This is a genomic window from Microbacterium sp. CFBP9023, from assembly GCF_034045055.1.
Classification (GTDB): Bacteria; Actinomycetota; Actinomycetes; order Actinomycetales; family Microbacteriaceae; genus Microbacterium.
The window spans coordinates 1,555,918-1,576,136 of the sequence record NZ_JAXCWI010000001.1 but is presented as its reverse complement, the minus strand read 5'-3'; the positions used below and the strand labels follow the sequence as shown (position 1 = coordinate 1,576,136).

The 20,219-nt window shown below is 68.2% G+C and carries 16 protein-coding genes; 9 read left to right on the top strand and 7 right to left on the bottom strand.

Annotated elements, in window-relative coordinates; translation table 11 throughout:
- Positions 1-4: 4 nt before the first annotated feature.
- Together murJ and SOM10_RS07665 are read right to left on the bottom strand one after the other, a co-directional pair.
- Complete coding sequence (gene murJ, locus SOM10_RS07670) at positions 5-1,624, bottom strand: murein biosynthesis integral membrane protein MurJ (RefSeq protein WP_320489283.1); 1,620 nt, start codon at positions 1,622-1,624, stop codon at positions 5-7.
- On the bottom strand, positions 1,617-3,800 hold the full coding sequence (locus tag SOM10_RS07665; protein ID WP_053098226.1) for a DUF6049 family protein: 2,184 nt from the start codon (positions 3,798-3,800) through the stop codon (positions 1,617-1,619). Before SOM10_RS07665 ends, murJ begins: the two co-directional genes overlap by 8 nt.
- Before the next feature lie 74 nt (positions 3,801-3,874).
- On the opposite strand from SOM10_RS07665, the gene SOM10_RS07660 reads away from it, so the two are divergent.
- The 3 genes from SOM10_RS07660 (at position 3,875) to SOM10_RS07650 (ending at position 8,573) form a co-directional block, all read left to right on the top strand.
- A complete protein-coding gene (locus SOM10_RS07660; RefSeq protein WP_414683571.1) occupies positions 3,875-5,431 on the top strand; it encodes a DUF7059 domain-containing protein in 1,557 nt (518 codons plus the stop codon).
- A 40-nt stretch (positions 5,432-5,471) separates the two neighbouring features.
- The gene (locus SOM10_RS07655) at positions 5,472-6,527 is read left to right on the top strand and encodes an LLM class flavin-dependent oxidoreductase (protein ID WP_053098225.1); all 1,056 of its coding nucleotides are present in this window, start codon (positions 5,472-5,474) and stop codon (positions 6,525-6,527) included.
- A 96-nt stretch (positions 6,528-6,623) separates the two neighbouring features.
- A complete protein-coding gene (locus tag SOM10_RS07650; RefSeq protein WP_320489280.1) occupies positions 6,624-8,573 on the top strand; it encodes a carboxypeptidase-like regulatory domain-containing protein in 1,950 nt (649 codons plus the stop codon).
- Between the two features lie 36 nt (positions 8,574-8,609).
- On the opposite strand, the gene SOM10_RS07645 is transcribed toward SOM10_RS07650, so the two are convergent.
- Positions 8,610-10,370, bottom strand: a complete 1,761-nt coding sequence (locus SOM10_RS07645) for an alkaline phosphatase family protein (protein ID WP_320489278.1) — start codon at positions 10,368-10,370, stop codon at positions 8,610-8,612.
- Between the two features lie 80 nt (positions 10,371-10,450).
- Between SOM10_RS07645 and SOM10_RS07640 the strand changes: the two genes are divergently transcribed.
- From SOM10_RS07640 to SOM10_RS07615, 6 genes are all read left to right on the top strand, one after another.
- Positions 10,451-10,744, top strand: a complete 294-nt coding sequence (locus tag SOM10_RS07640) for a hypothetical protein (protein ID WP_053098222.1) — start codon at positions 10,451-10,453, stop codon at positions 10,742-10,744.
- Positions 10,745-10,805: 61 nt separating this feature from the next.
- Positions 10,806-12,233: a CCA tRNA nucleotidyltransferase gene (locus SOM10_RS07635; RefSeq protein ID WP_056275640.1), complete on the top strand. Its 1,428-nt coding sequence runs from the start codon at positions 10,806-10,808 to the stop codon at positions 12,231-12,233.
- A gap of 216 nt (positions 12,234-12,449) precedes the next feature.
- Positions 12,450-13,775, top strand: a complete 1,326-nt coding sequence (locus SOM10_RS07630) for a transcriptional regulator (RefSeq protein ID WP_053098220.1) — start codon at positions 12,450-12,452, stop codon at positions 13,773-13,775.
- 137 nt (positions 13,776-13,912) lie between these two features.
- The gene (locus SOM10_RS07625) at positions 13,913-15,463 is read left to right on the top strand and encodes an aldehyde dehydrogenase family protein (RefSeq protein ID WP_053098219.1); all 1,551 of its coding nucleotides are present in this window, start codon (positions 13,913-13,915) and stop codon (positions 15,461-15,463) included.
- A gap of 68 nt (positions 15,464-15,531) precedes the next feature.
- Positions 15,532-15,933, top strand: coding sequence for a DUF779 domain-containing protein (locus SOM10_RS07620; protein ID WP_187249170.1), 402 nt, complete (start codon positions 15,532-15,534; stop codon positions 15,931-15,933).
- Positions 15,934-16,290: 357 nt separating this feature from the next.
- A complete protein-coding gene (locus SOM10_RS07615; protein WP_320489276.1) occupies positions 16,291-16,755 on the top strand; it encodes an HIT family protein in 465 nt (154 codons plus the stop codon).
- 53 nt (positions 16,756-16,808) lie between these two features.
- On the opposite strand, the gene SOM10_RS07610 is transcribed toward SOM10_RS07615, so the two are convergent.
- Genes SOM10_RS07610 through SOM10_RS07595 form a run of 4 tightly spaced genes read right to left on the bottom strand, consistent with a single transcriptional unit; the run spans position 16,809 to position 20,174 of the window.
- Positions 16,809-17,564, bottom strand: coding sequence for an ABC transporter ATP-binding protein (locus tag SOM10_RS07610; protein WP_320489275.1), 756 nt, complete (start codon positions 17,562-17,564; stop codon positions 16,809-16,811).
- Complete coding sequence (locus tag SOM10_RS07605; RefSeq protein ID WP_320489274.1) at positions 17,561-18,358, bottom strand: ABC transporter ATP-binding protein; 798 nt, start codon at positions 18,356-18,358, stop codon at positions 17,561-17,563. The genes SOM10_RS07610 and SOM10_RS07605 overlap by 4 nt, the downstream gene beginning before the upstream one ends.
- Positions 18,355-19,215: an ABC transporter permease gene (locus tag SOM10_RS07600; RefSeq protein ID WP_320489273.1), complete on the bottom strand. Its 861-nt coding sequence runs from the start codon at positions 19,213-19,215 to the stop codon at positions 18,355-18,357. Before SOM10_RS07600 ends, SOM10_RS07605 begins: the two co-directional genes overlap by 4 nt.
- Positions 19,212-20,174, bottom strand: a complete 963-nt coding sequence (locus SOM10_RS07595; RefSeq protein WP_187249174.1) for an ABC transporter permease — start codon at positions 20,172-20,174, stop codon at positions 19,212-19,214. The genes SOM10_RS07600 and SOM10_RS07595 overlap by 4 nt, the downstream gene beginning before the upstream one ends.
- Positions 20,175-20,219 lie beyond the last annotated feature (45 nt).

Here is a 20,219-nt window from a genome sequence, read left to right as displayed (position 1 = left end):
GGGCTCAGCGGCCCGGCAGGAAACGCCGCAGCATGCCGCTCGCGACCTTGAGCTCCGGAGCGCGCAGGACAGCCAGGATGCCGATGTAGACGACCATGACGGCGAGGCCGATGATGCAGGTGCCGATGGCTCCCTGGATCTTGTCGGACGTGGTCCACCCGGTCGGGCCGCCGAGCAGGAGGAAGACGCCCCACCCGGCGAACCCGGCAGGAACGGCAGCGACGGCGTAGCGGACGACAGCGGTCATCCAGGTGCGGATCTGGAGTCCGCCGATCTTGCGGTGCAGCAGCCAGCTGGCCACGATCATCTGCAGGGTGCTCGCGATCGACTGGCCCAGCGCGATGGCTGCGGCCAGCATGGTCACCTCGATGATCTCGGCGGCGAGCAGCCACTGCGCGACCAGAGCGGTGACGACCACGAGACCGCACTGGAACAGCGTGAACCAGAAGGGCGTGCGGGTGTCGCCGTAGGCGTAGAAGGTGCGTTGCACGATGAAGAGGATCGTCAGCGGAACCAGGCACACGAGGAAGGCGAGCAGCACCAGCGCCGCTTCTTCGGCGTGCGACGCCTGATTGGTGAAGACTCGCGACGCCGGAATCGCTGCCGCGGCGACCGCGGCGACGGCGACGGCGATGAAGAAGAGCAGGGTGCGGATGCTCTGGGCGATGTCTGCGCGGACCTCGGCATGTCTGCCGGCCGCCGCGTGCTCGCTGATCTGCGTGAAGTAGGGCGTGCCGATCGACAGCACGATGATCGAGTACGGGAGCATGAAGATCAGCCAGGCGTACTGGAAGGTGGCGACGGACGCGCCTCGTCCGGAGGCTTCGGTGAGGATCTGGGTCTGCACGAGTCCGGCGCCGAGGCTCGCCAGCGCCATGAGGAACGTCCATCCGGCGAGCCGTCCGACGTTGCCGAGTCCGACGCCGCGCCAACGGAAGTCGGGGCGGAGCGCGAGACCCGTGCGGCGCCAGAAGATCAGCAGGATCGCGGCCTGGATCACGATGCCGAGCGTGGCCGTTCCACCGAGGGCGGCGATCATCTCGGGAGTCCAGTCGGAGACGCGGGTGAGCGGGCCGCCGAACAGCGCGCCCACGACGAGGAAGCCTGCGATCGACACGATGTTGTTGACGACCGGCGCCCAGGTGAAGGGCCCGAAGATCCGCCGTGCGTTGAGCGCCTCGCCCAGCAGCGCGTAGAGCCCGTAGAAGAGGATCTGCGGCATGCACCAGTACGCGAACGCCGTCGCGAGCGCGAGGAACTCCGCGGAACCCTCCTTGCCGGCGTAGAGCCACACGAGCCAGGGCGCGGCGATCGTGGCGATACCCGTGATGACGACCAGCACGACGGTGCCGAGCGTGAAGAGCTTCGAGATGAAGGCGTTGCCGCCGTCGGCATCCGCTGTGGCCTTGACGATCTGCGGGATGATCACGGCCGTCAGCACGCCCACCGAGATGAGCGAGAAGACGTTGTTCGGCAGTTGATTCGCGATCGCGAAGGCGTCTGCGGCGCCCGCACCGACCGAGCCGATCACGCCGACGAGGACGATGGTTCGCAGGAGCCCGGTGACGCGCGAGATGAGCGTTCCGGCCCCGATCAGTGCGCTGGCGCGGCCGAGACTACTCATTCAGCTCCTCGACGGCATCCGGTGAGGAGGTCGCCTGTTCTTCGTCGCCGGCGAGGGCTTCACGCCGCCGGCGTCGGACGGTGCGGATGATGCCGAGACCGAGCAGCAGCACGATCAGACCGCCGAATGCGGCGAGCCCGATGGTCTCCCATTCGGCCCGCACCGAGACGCGCACGCGCTCGGGCTGGCTGATCGGCACACCGGTGGGGCTCGAGAGCGACAGCGTCAGGGTGACCTCGCCACTGCCCACTCGGGCCGACACGGGGACCTTCACCCTCGTCGTCGTGCCGGGCTGGATCGTCCACGGCGTGACGGACTGCACCTCGAGGCGCGGGTCGCTCGGCTTCACCGTGAGCTCGATGTTCACCGGCCATGGCAGGTCGTTGCGCACCGAGAACGGGAGGTCGGCGTTGGCGGAGAGCAGCTGGATGGTGCTCGCCGGAGGGATGTCGACCGCGTTCAGCGTCTCGGTCGTCTGCTCGTTCACGTCGGCGACGGCCTCTGAGAAGCCCTTGTCCGTCAGGCCGACCGCGGTCGCCCGCATGATCTGGATGCGCTTGGGGCTCAGCAGAAGCTGGCTGTCGTCGAGGATCGTGGAGAACTCGCCGAGCACGACCTCGCTGTCGAGCATCCCCTGCAGGGCCGTGGCTCGTGCCGGGTCGGGCTCGGTCGAAAGGGTCGAGGGTGTCGCCGGGATCGCGAGGACCTCGGAGAGACCGAACCCGAGGGAGTCGACCGATGAGACGGCCTCTCTGAGCGCATCAGCGGTGCGGGTCTCGTCGCGGTCGAGTCCGATCAGAAGCGGCGTCGTCGGACTCGCCTGAGCTGACAGGGCGAGATAAGCGCTCGCCTCGGCCAGCGACTGCTGACGGGCGGCGTCGTCGTCTTCGCTCGCCGCCTGCGACAGAGCATCCGATGCGGCATCCACGGCGACCAGCACGCTGTGCGAATCGATCGCGGCGTGCGCGCCGACCGCACCGCCGACCGCTGCAGAGGAGAGGACAGTGACCGCGCCGCCGCTCAGGTACGTCGAGAACGTGTCGAGATCGGCGGCGGAGAGATCGCTGCGGGGCCACAGAATGCCGGGGGTCGACCCCTCGACGGCCATGAGCTGTGCGTCGTCGGGCAGCACCGGACCGTCGGTGGGCTGAGGGCTCGGCTCATCACTCGGTGTCGGCACGGGAGTCGGTGCGCTGCCATCCGTCGGTAGCGAGGCGGGAGTCGGCGCGGGAGTCGCGGTGGGGGTCTCGTCCGGAGGCTCGGTGAAGCTGCTGAGGGTGAGGAACGGCGCGAGCGTCGTGGGCTGCAGCAGTCCCGGAAGACCCGCTTGCGCCTGTGTGGTGGCGTCGGCATCGCCGAACTGCAGAGAGAACCGCTCGTTGGGCAGAGCGTCGAGAAGTCGCAGCCACTCGCGCGCGCTCTGCGGCGCCGAAGAGCCGAGCACGCGGATGGCGGCGGGGATCGCCGGGTCGATCGCCAGGGTCGCGGACGTCCCTCGGACACCCTCGATCGTCGCGGTGAGTGCGCCGTCGGGCGCGGTGAGAGCGCTGAGCTCGTCCGCGGTGAGAAGGGCGCCGTCGGAGGGCGTCGCCGTGATCGGCACCATCACGGCGACGGGCGGATTCGCAGCAGCGGTCACCACGAGCACGGACGTCGACGTCACCGTTCGCGCGGCATCCTGACCCTCGTTCTGCGCCCCGCTGAGCGTCGCGCGCAGCGGGTACACACCCGGTGCGAGGTCGCCGAGAACTTCGGGAGGCAGGAAGAGGCTCGTGGTCGCGGAGGTCTCGGCGTCGACCGGTGCAACGGTGTCGGTTCCGAGCTGGTCGAAACCCCCTGTGGCGTCGGAGTCATTCAGCCACGTCGTGACCGAGGCTTCGTCCGCGAGCGGAGTGCGGTTGATCTCCAGAGTGACTCGTCCGGCGGAGAGTTCGGACTTCGCGTCGTTCTGCACGGTGATCGAGGCCGTCGTCGCTGTGCCAGGGGCGACCGTTCCGCGCACCCCCGCCGACAACAGGAGCTCGACGGAGGACGCCTCTGACTCGTCATCGGCGGCTGCGACCGCGCTGCCTGCGCCCGTGCTGACCAGGCCGAGTACGATCGCCGAGATGACGGACCCGCGCGCCAGGCGCTGCAGGCGCGTGCGGAGGCCGTTCTCGAAGATGGTCGCGGTCATGAAGGTCTTCCTCGAACGCCGGGATCCCAGGCTGCTCGTGAGTGGTGACCTTGTGATTCTAGGCCGCTGGCTGAATGAGAACCCTGAAGACGCGTAGAGTGACGGCCGTGTCCGACACCCTCGCCCCCACGCCCGATCCGCTCCGCAGCACCGCGCTCGCCGCAGATCTCGACGCCGCGGATCTCCGCTCGGAGCCGCTCCGTCGCCTGTGGGGCGAGGAGGAGGACGACGCGCTGGCCAGAGGCATGCGCGAGCCGATCCTGCGCGCGATCGCCGGTGACGACGGTGTGCTCGCGACTCTCGGCAGGCTGTTGGTGCTCGGGATGCCGCAGCCGATCGCCGCGGTGACGACGGCTCTCCCGAGACTCGGAGCGGACGGCCTCGTGGCCCTCGGCCTCGCGAGGATCGAGGGCGACGAGGTGATCCCCACTGCGCTGCTGCGTCCCCAGTCGTTCGTCGACGCCGACGGGATCGGCGAATGGTGGATCGCCAGCGATCTCGACGAGGTGGCGCTCGACGGCGCGCTGCCCGCGGATCACGTGCTCGGAGTCGGCGGCGCCTCCCGCACGCTGGCCGAGGTCATCATGCCGATCGAGGTCGACCGTGCCCTCGATCTCGGCACCGGATGCGGCATCCAGGCACTGCTCGTCGCTCGTCACGCAGGATCCGTCGTCGCCACGGACATCTCGGCGCGAGCGCTCGCCTATGCCGAGTTGAACGCCCAGCTGAACGGCGTCTCGAACATCGAGTTCCGATCGGGCAGCATGTTCGAGCCGGTCGGGGGAGAGGCGTTCGACCTGATCGTGTCGAACCCGCCCTTCGTGATCACCCCGCGCGCGGAAGGGGTCCCCGAGTACGAGTATCGCGACGGGGGACTCGTCGGTGACGCGCTCGTCGAGCAGTTCCTCCGTGCGGTTCCGTCTTTCCTGAGCCCGGGAGGCGTGGCACAGCTGCTCGGCAACTGGGAGTCGCGCGGTGGCCAGGCATCGCTGAGTGGACGCGCGGGTCTCGATCGCCTCTCGTCGTGGGTTCCTGGCGACCTCGATCTGTGGGTCATCCAGCGCGAAGAGCTGTCGCCGCTGGGCTACGCAGAGCTGTGGATCCGCGACGGAGGCACGACGCCCCGCGATGCCGCGTTCACCCCGCTGCTCACCGCATGGCTCGATGACTTCGCCGCGCGTGGCGTCACCGCCGTCGGATTCGGCTACATCCTGGTGCGGCGGCCGGCAGGCGGCGGAGCGCCCCTGCGTCGTCTCGAGCGCGTCGCACAGCCCGTCTCGAACGTGGGCGGGGCGCTGCGTTCGGGTCTCGCCGCGCACGACGTGCTCGCAGAGGGACTGCCTACGACGCTGATCGTCGCTCCGGATGTCACCGAGGCACGACATCTGCTTCCGGGCAACGACGATCCGAGCATCATCGAACTGCGTCAGGGCGGTGGCTTCGCACGGACCATCGCGGTCGACCCGGCGCTCGCCGCTCTGGTCGGGGCCTGCGACGGCGAGCTCACGGTGATGCAGATCGTCGCAGCTCTGGCCGACCTGTTCGAGGTGCCGCTCGTCGACCTGTGGGCCGACCTCGAGCCCCGCATCCGCCAGCTCGTGCTCGACGGTCTGCTGATCCCGGGGGAGTGATGCAGGAATACCCGCTCGCATATATGCGTTCGAATACACCATGAAGGCTTTCGGATTCCTCTCCTTCGGGCACTATGCAGACGTGCCCGGTTCGGCGACCCGCACCGCGGGGGACATGCTGAAGCAGACCATCGAGATCGCGGAGGGTGCCGACGAGATCGGCGTGAACGGCGCCTCTGTGCGCGTGCACCACTGGGCTCGCCAGGCGGCGTCGCCCATGCCGCTGCTGTCAGCCATGGCTGCGCGTACGAAGCGCATCGAGGTCGGCACCGGCGTGATCGACATGAGGTACGAGAACCCGTTCCAGTTCGCTGAGGAGGCGGCGGCACTCGACCTGATCGCTGACGGTCGCATCGCGCTCGGCGTGAGCCGCGGGTCACCCGAGACGGCTCTGCGCGGATACGAGACCTTCGGCTTCCACGACGAGGAGGACCCCGAGCGCGGCAGTGTCATCGCTCGCGAGAAGTTCGACCTCTTCCTCCGTGCGATCGACGGCGAGGGTCTCGCCCCCGGCGACCCCCGCATGGTGGGAGCCGGCCGATACCTCGCGATCGAGCCCCAGTCGCCCACCCTGCGCGACCACATCTGGTGGGGCTCGGGTTCCCGCGCCACCGCGGAGGAGACCGGCCGCAAGGGTCTCAACATGATGAGTTCGACCCTGCTCACCGAGGCGACCGGTGTGCCGTTCCATCAGCTGCAGCGCGAGCAGATCGACCTGTTCCGTTCCGCCTACAAGGAGGCAGGACACACGGGAGCACCTCGCGTCTCGGTGAGCCGCAGCGTGTTCCCGCTCGTCTCGGACATGGACAGGGCGTACTTCGGTCTGCGCAGCGAGGAGAACGCCGACCAGATCGGCATCATCGACGGCTTCCGCTCGACGTTCGGCAAGACGTATGCGGCCGAGCCCGACGTGCTGATCCAGCAGCTCTTGGCTGACGAGGCCGTCATGTCGGCAGACACTCTGTTGCTGACGATCCCTAACCAGCTGGGCCCGGCATACAACCTCCACGTGCTCGAGGCGTTCGCGACCCATGTCGCCCCGGCGCTCGGCTGGAAGCCGAACACCGAGGGTCCCGTGCAGGGAGATCCGGTCTGACGATCGACCGCAACGGCGGATGAAGGGGCGGATGCGAACTGCATCCGCCCTTCTTTTTCGTCGACCGGCGAGCCGATATATCGATAGCCTGGCCGCATGCGAGCGCCCAAGAGCGGATTCCTGGCCGGAGCCATCGTCCTCGTCGCAGTGCTCGTCGGCGCGATGCCGGCGGCCGCAGCCACCATCACCACATGGTCGAACTGGCAGCCGCTCACCGGTGTGGGCGGCGCGTACACCACCACCGTGCAGGTGGCAGCGCAACCCGCCCTCACCGCGACGATGACCAGCGATTCGCGCGCAGGGCAGGTCGGAATCATCTCGGGTGCATCGACCTGGCTGTCTCAGGGCACCCCCGTCGGCGAGAAGTACGGCAGCAGCATCGATCAGCAGTATCTGAACCTGCGGCCGAAGGTCGACAGCCCCACGAGCCCCTCAACGACGACCTACTCATTCGCACGGCCGACGCCGACATCCGGCTGGACGTTCGTGCTGGGCGACATCGATGCTGACTCCGTGCGCATCCAGGCGATCGGCGTCGACGGTCAGACACTCACCGCCGAGGATCTCGGCTTCAACGGAGGCTTCAACTACTGCGCCCCCGGCATCGCGGGCAAGCCCTCGTGCTCGGGAGACGCCGCGGATGTTCCCGCCTGGGACGCCGCGACCCAGACCCTCACGGGCAATGCGGCCGCGTCTGACACGAGCGGCTCGGCGGCCTGGTTCGAGCCGTCGGTGCCGATCACCTCTCTCACGTTCTTCTTCACGCAGCGCTCCGGATTCCCGATCTACCAGACGTGGTTCGCATCGATCGCACGGGACATCACAGGGACCGTCACCGATCAGGCCGACGGCCCGCTGCCGGGGGCTGCTCTCGCGCTCACGGATGCGAACGGCGATGTGGTCGCCACGACCACGACGGATGCCGACGGTGCGTACTCCTTCCCCGGCTTCGTCGCGACCGACGGATACACGGTGACGGTCACTGTCCCGGAGGGCAAGATCGCCGTGTCGCCGTCGGCGCAGGCCGTCGACCTCACGACCGACGACGGCAGTGCCGACTTCGAGGTGCGTGACATCGTGCCTGTCGCGGTCTCCGGTCGCGTCGTCGACGAGGAGGACGCCGGGGTTCCCGGTGCCGTCATCACGATCGACGGCCTCGAGCCGGTGGCGACCGATGCGGACGGCGGATTCCTGATCGAGGGCGTTCCGGCCGGTCCACACACCGTCGAGATCACTCCTCCGCCCGGATTCACCACGACCGAGACCGCTGAGATCATCGTCCCGGACGACAGCGAGGAGCCGATCGTCCTCGAGGAGCTGGTCGTGGTCGAGAACCCCGACCTCAGCGGCACGGTGCGGGTCGACGGAACGGGCATCGCCTATGTCACGATCGCCGCCTCAGACGGCGTCGACACGGTCACGACGGTCACCGACGACGAGGGCACCTTCACATTCCCGCGACTGCCGGCGGGAGAGTACGAGATCACGATCACGCCCCCCGACGGGTACATCGCAACCGGACCGACGACTCGCACCGAAGAGCTCACCACGGACGACCTCGCGGGCATCGACTTCGAGCTCGCCCGCCCGGGATCGATCTCGGGCGCGGTGCTCACGGACGAGGGCGACCCTCTGGCCGGCGTGGTCCTCACGGTGGAATCGGATGACATCTCGCAGGAGGTGACCACCGACGCCGGCGGCGCCTACGAGATCGTGGACCTGCCGCCGGACACGTATGACCTGACGATCACCGCTCCGGAGGGACGCACGATCATCGGCCCGGCCACGGCCACTTTCGTCGTGACCACTGCGGGAGAGGCGCTCGTCGGCCCGACCTTCACGGTCTCCGCCGCGGTCGTCACGCCGACGGACCCGCCCACGCAGCCACCGACGCAGCCGACGACGCCGCCCGACACCGGGGCGGGCCAGCTGCCTGCCACAGGGCTCGGCTCCGAGACCTTCGTCTGGGCCGCCGCAGGCGCCGTGGTGCTCGTGGTCGGAGCTGTGCTCTTCCTGATCTCTCGTCGCCGCTCGAACCGCGACTGAGACCCCGGGGGTGGATGCTGGCATCCACCCCCGGGGTCAGGAGCCCTTCGCGGGCCCGAACAGCTCGTCGCCGTGCTCGTGCAGCAGGCGATAGGCGTCGGCGAACGTCTCGGGCTCCGGCTCACCCGGCTTGCCGTACTTGGCGAGGAGCAGCCCGAGCAGGCCGCGGGCGGGTGGGGTGAGCGGCTTCATCTGGTCGGCCTCACCGGGCTTCGGCTCGCGCTGCTCGGGATTCGGCGGCGTGTAGGCGGGCGTGGTCACGGGCCAGTCGGCCGGATGCCGGGGTGCGTCGAGGTTCACAGCGGTGAACAGTGTGTTCGCCGACTGGTCGCGGTCGTTGAGCGGCTTCAATCCGTGCAGCCGCGAGAGGGTGGCCGTGACGGATCCGTGGTGCATCTCGTCGTGGACGATCGTGCCGCGCTTCGTATAGGCCGACACGGCGATCGCGGGCACTCGGCATCCGAGTCGATCGAACGTGAAGCCCATCTCACCCGCCCCGGTGTCTTTCGTGGGCTTCGTCGCCGCGGGCGGAGGCACGTGGTCGTAGCATCCGCCGTGCTCGTCGAACGTGATGAGCAGCAGGGTGTTGACGGCGTTCGACCCCTGCGGCGACGCACTCGTGCGCACCGCCTCGTAGATGTCGTGGATCAGCCGATCGCCGGCCCGGACGTCCGAGATGGCGCTGTCGTAGACCGCTTCGCCGTCGACCTCGCTCTCACGGGGCGACCCGAACGGCGGGTGGAAGTCGTTGTGGTCGTAGACCATGCGCGGCTCGATGAACGTATACGCCGGAAGGGTGCCGTTCTTCGCGTCGGCGTAGAAGTCCTCCATCGTGCCGAAGTGCTCGGTGCGCCAGTACTTCTCCAGCACGGCAGCGTGCAGCATCCCGGTGAACGACACCAGCTGGAGCTTGTCGATGTAGATCTTCCAGCTGACCTTCTCGTCTTCCAGACGGTTGAACACCGTCGGGGCCGCGGGCGCATCGAGCCACTTGCGGTACCCGCCGCCGGCCTGGTTCGTGACGAAGCCGTGCGACGTCGACGCGTGGAAGAACGACCGGTTGCAGAACGTCTGCGACGGCACCCCGGCGTACCAGTGGTCGAACACCGCGAACTCCGCTGCGAGGGTCGAGAGCACAGGGAGCATCTCGGGCGAGAAGGACCCCATGATGTGCGCGGCCTCGTCGGGGGCCGGCTCGACGCCCTTGCGCAGACGGCGGAAGTTGATGATGTAGTCCTCGAGGAACCCCGACATCGTCGCCTTCTCGCCGTGGGTGGGTGCGTTGAAGGGGGCCGTCATCTGGTCGACGAACAGGTCGGTGTTGTCCTTCGGGTCGACGGTGCCGAAGATCTGCGTGTTGACGTGGGGGTATTCCTCGCCCGGATCGGGATCGGGCAGGCTCATGATCCGGTCGGTGTCGCCGGTGTAGATGTGCGCCTCGACGACCGTGCCGTCGGATGCCGTGTTGCTGTGCGTCCCGAACGCGAGACCCTCGAACTTCTCGCCTGTCGGAAGCGACTCCTTCGAGTAGAGGTACCCGAGCAGGTTGTCGAACGAGCGGTTCTCACCCATCACCACGACGAGATGATCGAATCCGGGTTCGCTGCGGGGAGTCAGTGCGGCGAACGGATCAGGTTCAGTGGCGAAACCCTTCCGGTGGTTCGCGATGTTCGCGCCGATCGCAGCGCCAGCCGCGCCGCCGACCACGACGCCGGCCAGTGCGGCGCCGCCCATCTTGAGGAACCCGCGCCGGGACGGGTCAGGCGCTGAGGGGGACTCGTTCGCTTCTGCGGCCACGTGCCGATCCTAGGACTCGGGCGATGCCGAGCACGAGAGCGGGACTGTGAGGCGAAATGCGACGCCGGTAGCGTGGGGGCATGAGCTACGCAGGTGAGTCGTCGATCGAGGCGCGCGTCCGTGCCGTGAACGCCGATTTCGGCCGCCGTCAGACGCGGCTGTTCGTGACATTCGCGCTGATCGAGGGGCCGGTGCTGCTTCTGCTCGTTGTCGCGATCTACGGCTTCGAGCTGATCGATCCCGAGATCGGGATCTGGTTCATCGTCGCTGTCGCCGTCGTCGGCGGGTTCCTGCTGAGCACGCTCCTCGTGCGGCTCGTGCAGGCGCGAGTTCGCGCGGTCGCGCAGGCCAAGGGTGAGAACCCGCTGTTCTGACGTCCGCTCGGCGCGGACTGCGGCCCGCGGGTGACACCCGTACCCCGGTACGCTGGAACCCATGCTCAACATGGCTGACGGCCTCGCCCGTCTCGGCGCGCTCGCCGAGAATCCGGTCGTCCGCACCCTCGCGGAGGCTTTCGAGAAGGCGGGCTTCGACCTCGCCGTCGTCGGGGGGCCCGTGCGCGATGCGCTGCTCGGCAGGCCGACCCACGACCTCGACTTCACGACGAATGCGATGCCGGACGACATCCTGCGCATCGTCAAGCCGATCTCGACGGCCCAGTGGGACATCGGTCGGGCGTTCGGCACGATCGGCGCGCGTGTGCAGGGTGAGCAGGTCGAGGTCACGACCTATCGCGCAGACAGCTACGACGGTGTGACCCGCAAGCCCACCGTCGAGTTCGGCGACACGATCGACGCGGATCTGCACCGACGCGACTTCACCGTCAACGCCATGGCGCTGCTGGTGCCGGCCATCACGCTCGTCGACCCGACCGGGGGAGTCGAAGACCTCGTCGCCGGGGTACTGCGCACTCCGGCCGACCCTCAGGTCTCGTTCGGCGATGATCCGCTGCGCATGCTCCGCGCCGCGCGCTTCAGCGCCCAGCTCGGCTTCCGGATCGACGATGACACCGCCGACGCGATCACGCAGCTGCGCGCCACCCTCGAGATCGTGAGTCCCGAGCGCATCCAATCGGAGCTCGTGCGGCTCATGCAGACGGATGACCCGGTGCGCGGCATCCGCGTGCTGGTCGACACTGGTCTGATGGAGGAGTTCCTGCCAGAGGTGAGTGCGCTGCGACTCGAAGTCGACGAGCATCATCATCACAAGGACGTCTACGAGCACTCCCTCACGGTCCTCCGCCAGGCGATCTCGCTCGAGCATTCGCGTCACCCCGGTGCCGAGCCCGATGTGGCCCTGCGGATCGCGGCGCTGCTGCACGACATCGGCAAGCCCCGCACCCGCAAGCTGGAGGACGGCGGAGTCGTCACCTTCCACCATCACGACGTCGTCGGAGCGCGCATGGCACGCAAGCGCCTGCAGTCGTTGCGCTTCGACACCGACACGACCGAGTCGGTATCGACGCTGATCGAGCTGCATCTGCGGTTCTTCGGATACGCCGAGGGCGCGTGGACGGATGCCGCGGTGCGGCGCTACGTGCGCGACGCCGGCGACCTGCTCGAGCGGCTGCACATCCTCACCCGCGCCGACGTCACGACGCGCAACAAGCGCAAGGCCGGACGACTGGCATCCGCCTACGACGACATCGAATCGCGCATCGCGGCGTTGCGCGAGCAGGAGGAGCTCGACTCCATCCGGCCCGAGCTCGACGGCAACCAGATCCAGAAGATCCTCGGCATCTCGCCCGGTCGTGAGGTCGGCGAGGCCTACAAGTTCCTGCTCGAGCTGCGCCTCGACGAAGGCGTCATCGGAGCGGATGCCGCCGAGCAGCGGCTCCGTGAATGGTGGGCAGCCCGGGTCTGAGCCGATCGAGCCGCATCGACAGCGATGCGGCGGTCGGGCGCGGGCGTCCCCATGAGGGGTCCCCCAGACGACTCGTCACTCCTCCGGTTCGTCGACCTCGGCTGCCTGTGCGAAAGCCTGCACCCGGAACGCGTGACCGGAATATCGCGGGTACCGCCGACGGCATCCGGCTCCTACACTGAGGTAACGCTCCACCATCGACGATCGGAGACGCCCGTGGTCGCGTCGTGGCAGGTGTCACGTGAAGGGCCGCCTGAGGCCTCTCGTCTTCTGATCGAGCGTGCACACGAAGAGCTCATCGCCGGCAATCTCGATGACAAGCGCCTGCAGGAGGTGCGACCTCTCGTCCGCGAATCGTGGGTGCGATCCTGGCGAGGGCGCGTCGGCCCCGAAGGGGCCCCGCAGATCGAACTCGTGAGCGAAGAGCTCGAGGCCTATCGACTCGCGCATCCGCTCGCGTCCGCGATGGACATGATCCGAGCCCTGCTGCTGCCGGGAACCGAGGGGGACTCCGGTGTCGTCGTCGCCGTCGGAGATCAGGCCGGACGGCTGCTGTGGATCGAAGGCGATCGCAAGCTGCAATCGCTCACCGAGGGCATGGGCTTCGTGGCCGGCGCGAACTGGGCCGAGGACGCCGTCGGCACGACAGCTCCCGGCACAGCGCTGGCGCTCGGACAGTCGGTGCAGATCCGCGGTGCTGAGCACTACAACAGGCTGGTGCATCCGTGGTCGTGCACGGCGGCTCCGGTGCGAGACCCCGAGACGCGGCGTGTCCTCGGGGTCATCGACATCACCGGAGGAGACGAGGTCGTCTCGATGCAGGCCAGGCTGCTGGTCGATGCGACAGCGCGCGCGGTCGAGTCGGAATTGCTCGTGTCGAGACTGCGGGCCCGCAGCGAGTCGCATCGTCCGATCACCATCTCCTCGCGGGCGAAGCCCACGACCCGGGCGACGCTGCACGTCCTGGGACGCGATCGGGCACGTCTCGAGACCGAGACAGAACTCGAGGAATCCGTGATCGAGCTCAGCGCTCGTCATGCCGCGATCCTCCTGATGCTCGCCGTGCATCGCCAGGGGCTGTCGGCCGAGAGACTCAGCGAACTCGTCTACGGACCGGACGCGTCGGCCGACACGCTGCGGCCGGAGATGGTGCGTCTGCGCAAGGTGCTCGAGAAGCACGCCCCCAGCCTCGTCCCCGAGTCGCGGCCGTATCGACTGCCGGTGGTGCTCGAGACGGACGCGCACGACGTCCTCTCGCTGCTCGACCGAGGTGCCCATCGGGTCGCCCTCACCGCATACCGAGGTCCGGTCCTCCCCGAATCCACATCGCCGGGAGTCGAGGAGTTCCGCGAGTCCGTCAGAGCGGCGCTGCGCGAGACGATGCTGTCGGAGGCGAGCCTCGACGTCCTCCTGGAGTACGCCGAGATCCCGGAGGGACAGGGCGATGCTGCGGCCCTGCGACTCGCTCTGGAGATGCTTCCGGCGCGCTCGCCGAAGCGCGCCGGGCTCGTCGCCCGCATCGAACGGATAGAGGAGAGCTGAACCGTCCGGTCTGTCTCGGACATCTGCCGACGGCGTGCAACCATCCGCAACGTTGCGCATCGGGGCGCAACCTCTGCCGACCTACCTTCGAGACACAGCCCGCAGCACCGACGCCGCGGCCCGTCGAAGGAGTCCCGATGACCATCGTCGAAGAAGACGTGTCCACCGCCTACGCCGCTCCCGGTCAGCCGGGCGCCCTCGCTACCTACCGTCCGCGGTACGGCCATTACATCGGCGGAGAGTTCGTGGATCCCGTCAAGGGCCAGTTCTTCGACAACGTGAGCCCCGTCAACGGCAAGCCCTTCACCGAGGTGGGCCGCGGCACCGTCGAGGACATCGACCGCGCGGTCGACGTCGCCTGGAAGGCCTTCGCCAGCTGGGGCAAGACCAGCCCCGCGGAGCGCTCCGTGATCCTCAACAGGATCGCCGACCGCATCGAACAGCATCTCGAGGAGATCGCCGTCGCCGAGACCTGGGAGAACGGGAAGCCCGTGCGCGAGACGCTCGCCGCCGACATCCCACTCGCCGTCGATCACTTCCGCTATTTCGCCGGAGTGCTCCGGGCGCAGGAGGGCGGCATCAGCCAGCTCGACGAGAACACCGTCGCGTATCACTTCCACGAGCCGCTCGGCGTGGTCGGACAGATCATCCCGTGGAACTTCCCGATCCTCATGGCCGTGTGGAAGCTCGCGCCGGCGCTCGCCGCAGGCAACTGCGTCGTCATCAAGCCGGCCGAGCAGACGCCGGCATCCCTGCTGTTCCTCTTCGACATCATCGGCGATCTGCTGCCCGCCGGCGTCGTGAACATCGTGAACGGCTTCGGCATCGAGGCGGGTGCACCGCTCGCGCAGCACAAGCGCATCCGCAAGGTCGCGTTCACGGGTGAGACCACGACGGGGCGTCTGATCATGCAGTACGCGTCGCAGAACCTCATTCCGGTCACGCTGGAGCTGGGAGGCAAGAGCCCGAACGTGTTCTTCGAGGACGTCGCCCGCGACACTGCCGACCCGTTCTACGACAAGGCGCTCGAGGGCTTCACGATGTTCGCTCTCAACCAGGGAGAGGTCTGCACCTGCCCCTCGCGGGCGCTCATCCAGCGCTCGATCTACGACGGCTTCCTCGCCGACGGCCTCGAACGCGTCGGCAGGGTCGTGCAGGGAAACCCGCTGGATCCGGCCACGATGATCGGCGCGCAGGCATCGAACGATCAGCTGGAGAAGATCCTCAGCTACATCGACATCGGCAAGCAGGGAGGCGCGCGACTGCTCACGGGTGGCGACCGCGTCGATCTCGGCGGCGACCTCAGCGAAGGCTTCTACGTTGCGCCGACCGTGTTCGAGGGCACGAACGACATGCGCATCTTCCAGGAGGAGATCTTCGGCCCGGTGCTCTCGGTCACCTCGTTCGATGACTTCGACGATGCGATCTCGATCGCGAACGACACCCTCTACGGACTGGGTGCGGGAGTGTGGAGCCGCAGCGGCGACACCGCCTATCGCGCGGGACGGGCGATCGAGGCCGGTCGTGTCTGGACGAACACCTACCACCAGTACCCGGCGCATGCGGCGTTCGGCGGGTACAAGCAGTCGGGCGTCGGTCGCGAGAACCACAAGATGATGCTCGACCACTACCAGCAGACCAAGAACCTCCTGGTCTCGTACGCAGAAGGCCCGATGGGCTTCTTCTGAGCTCGACCTCCGGGCGGGCGCTGCACCGGCAGCGCCCGCCCGGAACCACCTGCAGGAAGGCTCGGACCATGGTCAGCATCGGCACCTATCAGCGAGTCGACGTGACGGATGCCGCGGCATCCCTCATCCGCGATCTCACCGTGCAGCACGGACCCCTGATGTTCCATCAGTCGGGAGGATGCTGCGACGGCTCGTCACCCATGTGCTACCCGGTCGGCATGTTCATAACCGGGCCGAGCGATGTGCTGCTCGGCGCCCTCGATGTGGGGCTCGACTCCCCGGTCGAGGTCTTCATGTCGGAATCGCAGTTCGAGTACTGGAAGTACACCCACCTCACGATCGACGTCGTGCCGGGCCGCGGTGCCGGCTTCTCGGTCGAGGGTCCCACAGGCATGCGGTTCCTGATCCGCTCGCGGATGCTGAACGACGCGGAGCTGCAGTACTTCGGCCTCGCGCCTTCGGGGAGCTGAGGGAAATGTGGCCAGAAGTATGCCTCTGTTGGCAGCGCATCGGACTAGAAAGGCGAGACGCAGCGCGTATACAGGAGTGAGTTGAAGGACTGCGTATCGCCTCTCGTCGACTTTTGGTTGTCGCAGCCAGGCATCGGTCAGGATATTGAAGACGCACGAAGGCAGTCAGCGGCCGGTGAGTTGCGCACGACTGAGGAGACAATGAAGCGATACGGATTTCAGCCCCGGTGAGTGGAGTCGATTTCGCGGATCCATCCGGGCGAAACCGCGACAGGCTGCCGGAGCAACCAGCCAAAGCATGGCCGGGATGCCGTGAGTTCTACCGTGGCCGCCCTCGCGCCTGGTTACCATGGGCCGATGTGGTGGACGGATGAGGAGTGGGCCGAACTCGTGGACCCGGAGGTCTGCGGTATGTGTGCCGACGCACATCTGCCGGAGAACGAGCACAGCATCCTGGTGGCCTCGACCGAGATGACTCACGTCCGATTGGTACGAAACCAGGCGCATCCCGGCTACACCGTCGTGATCCTCCGTGAGCATCTCACTGACCTCGGTCAGCTGGATGCCGGCCAGCTCAGCGCGTTCTGGCGCGACGTCCAACGAGCGGGCCGATCCATCGACAGGGCATTCGACCCGCGGAAGATCAACTACCTGGTGATGGGACATCGGGCCCCGCATCTCCACTGCCATGTGTTCCCGCAGCATCTGGCGGATGACCCGCTTCAGAACGTGGACATCTCCGATGGACCTGTGCATCTCCCTGACTCGGACATGACCCATTCTGTGGTCGCACTCCGAGAGGCCTGGCACGCGTCAGCCTGACACCACGGAGTCGTCTGCGGCCACCATGCTGGACGATGTCGGCTGGCCGCGACTCAGCGGGGGAGTCGCGGAACCGCGTCGACCAGCGCCCGGGTGTACGGGTCCTGCGGTGCGTGCAGCACGGATGCGGTGGCGCCCTGTTCGACGACGCGGCCGTTCTGCAGCACCACGGTGCGGTCGCAGGCTGACGCGATCGCGGTGAGATCGTGCGACACCATCACGAGCGACAGGCCGTTCTCTCGACGCAGGCGGTCGAGCAGCTCGAGCACCTGCACGCGCGTCGTCACGTCGAGGGCGCTCACCGGCTCATCGGCGAGCAGCACGCGCGGGCGCGAGACCACGGCTCGGGCGATCGCGATGCGCTGACGCTGGCCGCCCGAGAACTCGTGCGGGTATCGGCGGGCGGTGTCGGCGGGAAGCCCGACCGACTCGAGGGCCTCGGCGATGCGGCGCTGCGCGTCGGCGCCGGAGGCGAGGCCGAGTGCACGCAGGGGCTCGCCGATGATGCGGTCGATGCGCTGACGGGGGTCGAGCGACGAGTACGGATCCTGGAACACCGGCTGCACGCTCGCGCGGAAGCGGCGCATCTGCGCACGGTCGCGCAGCGACAGGGGAGCACCGTCGAAGAGCACCTGTCCATCGCGTGGTGCCGAGAGCCCGAGCATCAGCCGCAGGATCGTCGACTTGCCCGCACCCGACTCGCCCACGAGGCCGAGCGAGTCTCCCTCGTCGAGGCTCAGCGAGACGTCGTCGAGCACCCGGCGCGATCCGTAGGCGAAGCCGGCACCGCGCAGTTCGAGGAGGCTCATGCGTCAGCCTCCTTCGCATCGAGGAACGCATCGAGCGCGCGAGCGCTGTCGACCAGCATCCGCGTGTACGGCTCCGCGGGGCGCCGCAGCACCTCGGCGACCGCCCCCTCCTCGACCACCAGACCGTCGCGCAGCACGACGATGCGGTCGACCATGCGCGACACGACGGCGAGGTCGTGGCTGATGAACAGCAACGCCATGCCGCGTTCGGCGACGAGTCGCTCGAGCAGCGTGAGCACGGCATCCTGCACGGTCACGTCGAGCGCGGTGGTGGGTTCGTCTGCGATGAGCAGCTGTGGCCGGGCGGCCAAGGCGATGGCGATCGCCACACGCTGGCGCTGACCGCCGGACAGCTCGTGCGGGTAGGCGCGCGCGAATCGCGGCTCCGACAGCGACACCTCATCGAGCGCCGCCGTGACGGCCGACCGCAGTTCCGCGCCGCGCAGGCCGAGATGACGACGCAGCGGCTCGGCGATCTGGCGACCGACCCTCATCAGAGGGTCGAGCGCCGTGAGCGGCTCCTGGAACACGATCTGGGCGACCGGTCCGCGCAACGGCCTCAGGTCGGCATCCCGCGCACCGACGACCTGGTGCCCGTCGAGCAGCACCGACCCGGACGAGACGAGAGAATCCGGCAGCAGGCCGGTGACCGCGAGCGAGGTGAGCGACTTGCCCGACCCGGACTCGCCGATCAGCCCCAGGCGTTCGCCGGGCTGAAGCGAGAACGAGACATCGCGCACGAGAGCCCCGGATCCGAAGCGAACGGTGAGCCCTGCGACCTCGAGAATGCTCATCGGCTCCTCCTGCGGGTCGGGTCGGCGAGATCGCGCAGGCCGTCGGCGAGGAAGTTGACCCCGAGCACGAGGGCGATGATCGCGATGCCGGGGGCGATCGCGCCGACGGGAGCAGTGAGCACGGTGCCCTGCGCCTCCTGCAGCATCCGACCCCACGAGGCGTTGGGCGGCGGGGCACCGAGCCCGAGGTACGACAGGCTCGCCTCCGCGAGCACCGCGGCACCGAACTGCAGCGCCAGGCTGACCGCGAGGGTCGGTGCGATGTTGGGGAGCACGTGCTGGAACACGATGCCGAGCACACCCGTGCCGCTGGTGCGTGCGGCGGTGATGTACTGCTCCTGCAGCACGCGGCGCGAGAGGATGCGGGTGAGACGCGCGACGACCGCCGACATCGCCAGTCCGATCGCGAGCACCGCCGACCACAGCGACGCTCCCTGCACCGCGACGACGAGCATCGCGAGCAGCAGCACCGGGAAGGCGATCACGACGTCCAGTCCGGCGGAGAGCGTGTCGTCGACCCATGGCCGCGAGAAGGCGGCGATCAGCCCGACGATCACGCCGAGAACGGCGGCGATCGCGACCGAGCAGACGCCCACGATCAAGGCGATCCTCGCACCCCACATGAGCTGCGAGAGCAGGTCGCGGCCGAGCCGATCGGTGCCGAGCAGGTGCATGGCGCTCGGCCCCTCGAGACGACTTCCACTCGTGTCGGCGAGCGGATAGGGGAGCCAGACCAGCGACACCAGCGCGATGAGCACGATGATGCCGGTGAGCACGAGCCCGATCAGCAGGGTCGCCTTCGGCCGCCTCCGCACGGGGACGGATCCGGTGATCAGCTGCTCGGCGACGCGGCTCATCGGTTGCCCGAGACGCTCGTGCGCAGTCGCGGATCGATCAGGCGCTGCACGATGTCGGCGGCGAACCCGACGAGCAGCACGAAGAGGGTGCTGACGACGAGGACACCCTGGATGACCTGGAAATCATGCTGTTCGATGGCCGACAGCAGCAGACTGCCGAGACCGGGAAGAGTGAAGACGCTCTCGACGACGACCGCGCCGAGCAGCGTGGTGGACAGCTCGATGCCGAGGACCGCGACGACCGGCACTGAGCCGTTGCGCACTCCGTGACGCAGCAGCGCCTCGGACATGCCCGACCCGCCGGCGCGCGCGGTGCGGAGGTAATCGCTGCCGATCACGTCGAGGGTGGCGGAGCGCACGTAGCGGCTGAGGGATGCACTCATCACGATCACGATCGTCGTCACCGGCAGGGCGAGAGACCGTAGCGCGTCGGCCGGATCCTCCCAGCCGTCGCGCGGGAATCCGCCGGACGGCAGCAGGCCGAGGCCGAGTGCGAAGACCCAGACGAGCACGACGCCCACCCAGAACACCGGCACGGCAACACCCAGCTGCGCGAATCCCGAGAGCGCGATGCCGTACCAGCGGTCGGACTTCACGGCGGCGGTGATGCCGATCACCAGGGAGACGAGAAGGGCGGCGGTGAACGCGATGAGTGTGAGTGGGAGGGTCACGGCGAGGCGATCGGCGATGTCGGGGCCGACCGGACGCGAGCTCAGGAACGACTCACCGAGGTCGAAGCGCAGGAGCTGACCGGCCCAGGTCGTGAACTGCTGCAGGAGGGGCTGATCCGAGCCGACCTGTGCGCGGGCGGCGGCGATCTGCTCGGGTGTCGCATTCACCGAGAGCAGGGCGTTCGCCGGGTCGCCCGGGAGCAGCCGCAGCAGCACGAAGATCGCGATCATCGCGACGACGAGCGAGACCACGAGGAACGCGAGGCGGCGCAGCAGGTAGGCGAGCATGGCTTCTCAGGATGAAAGAGGGGGATGCCGACACGCGGCATCCCC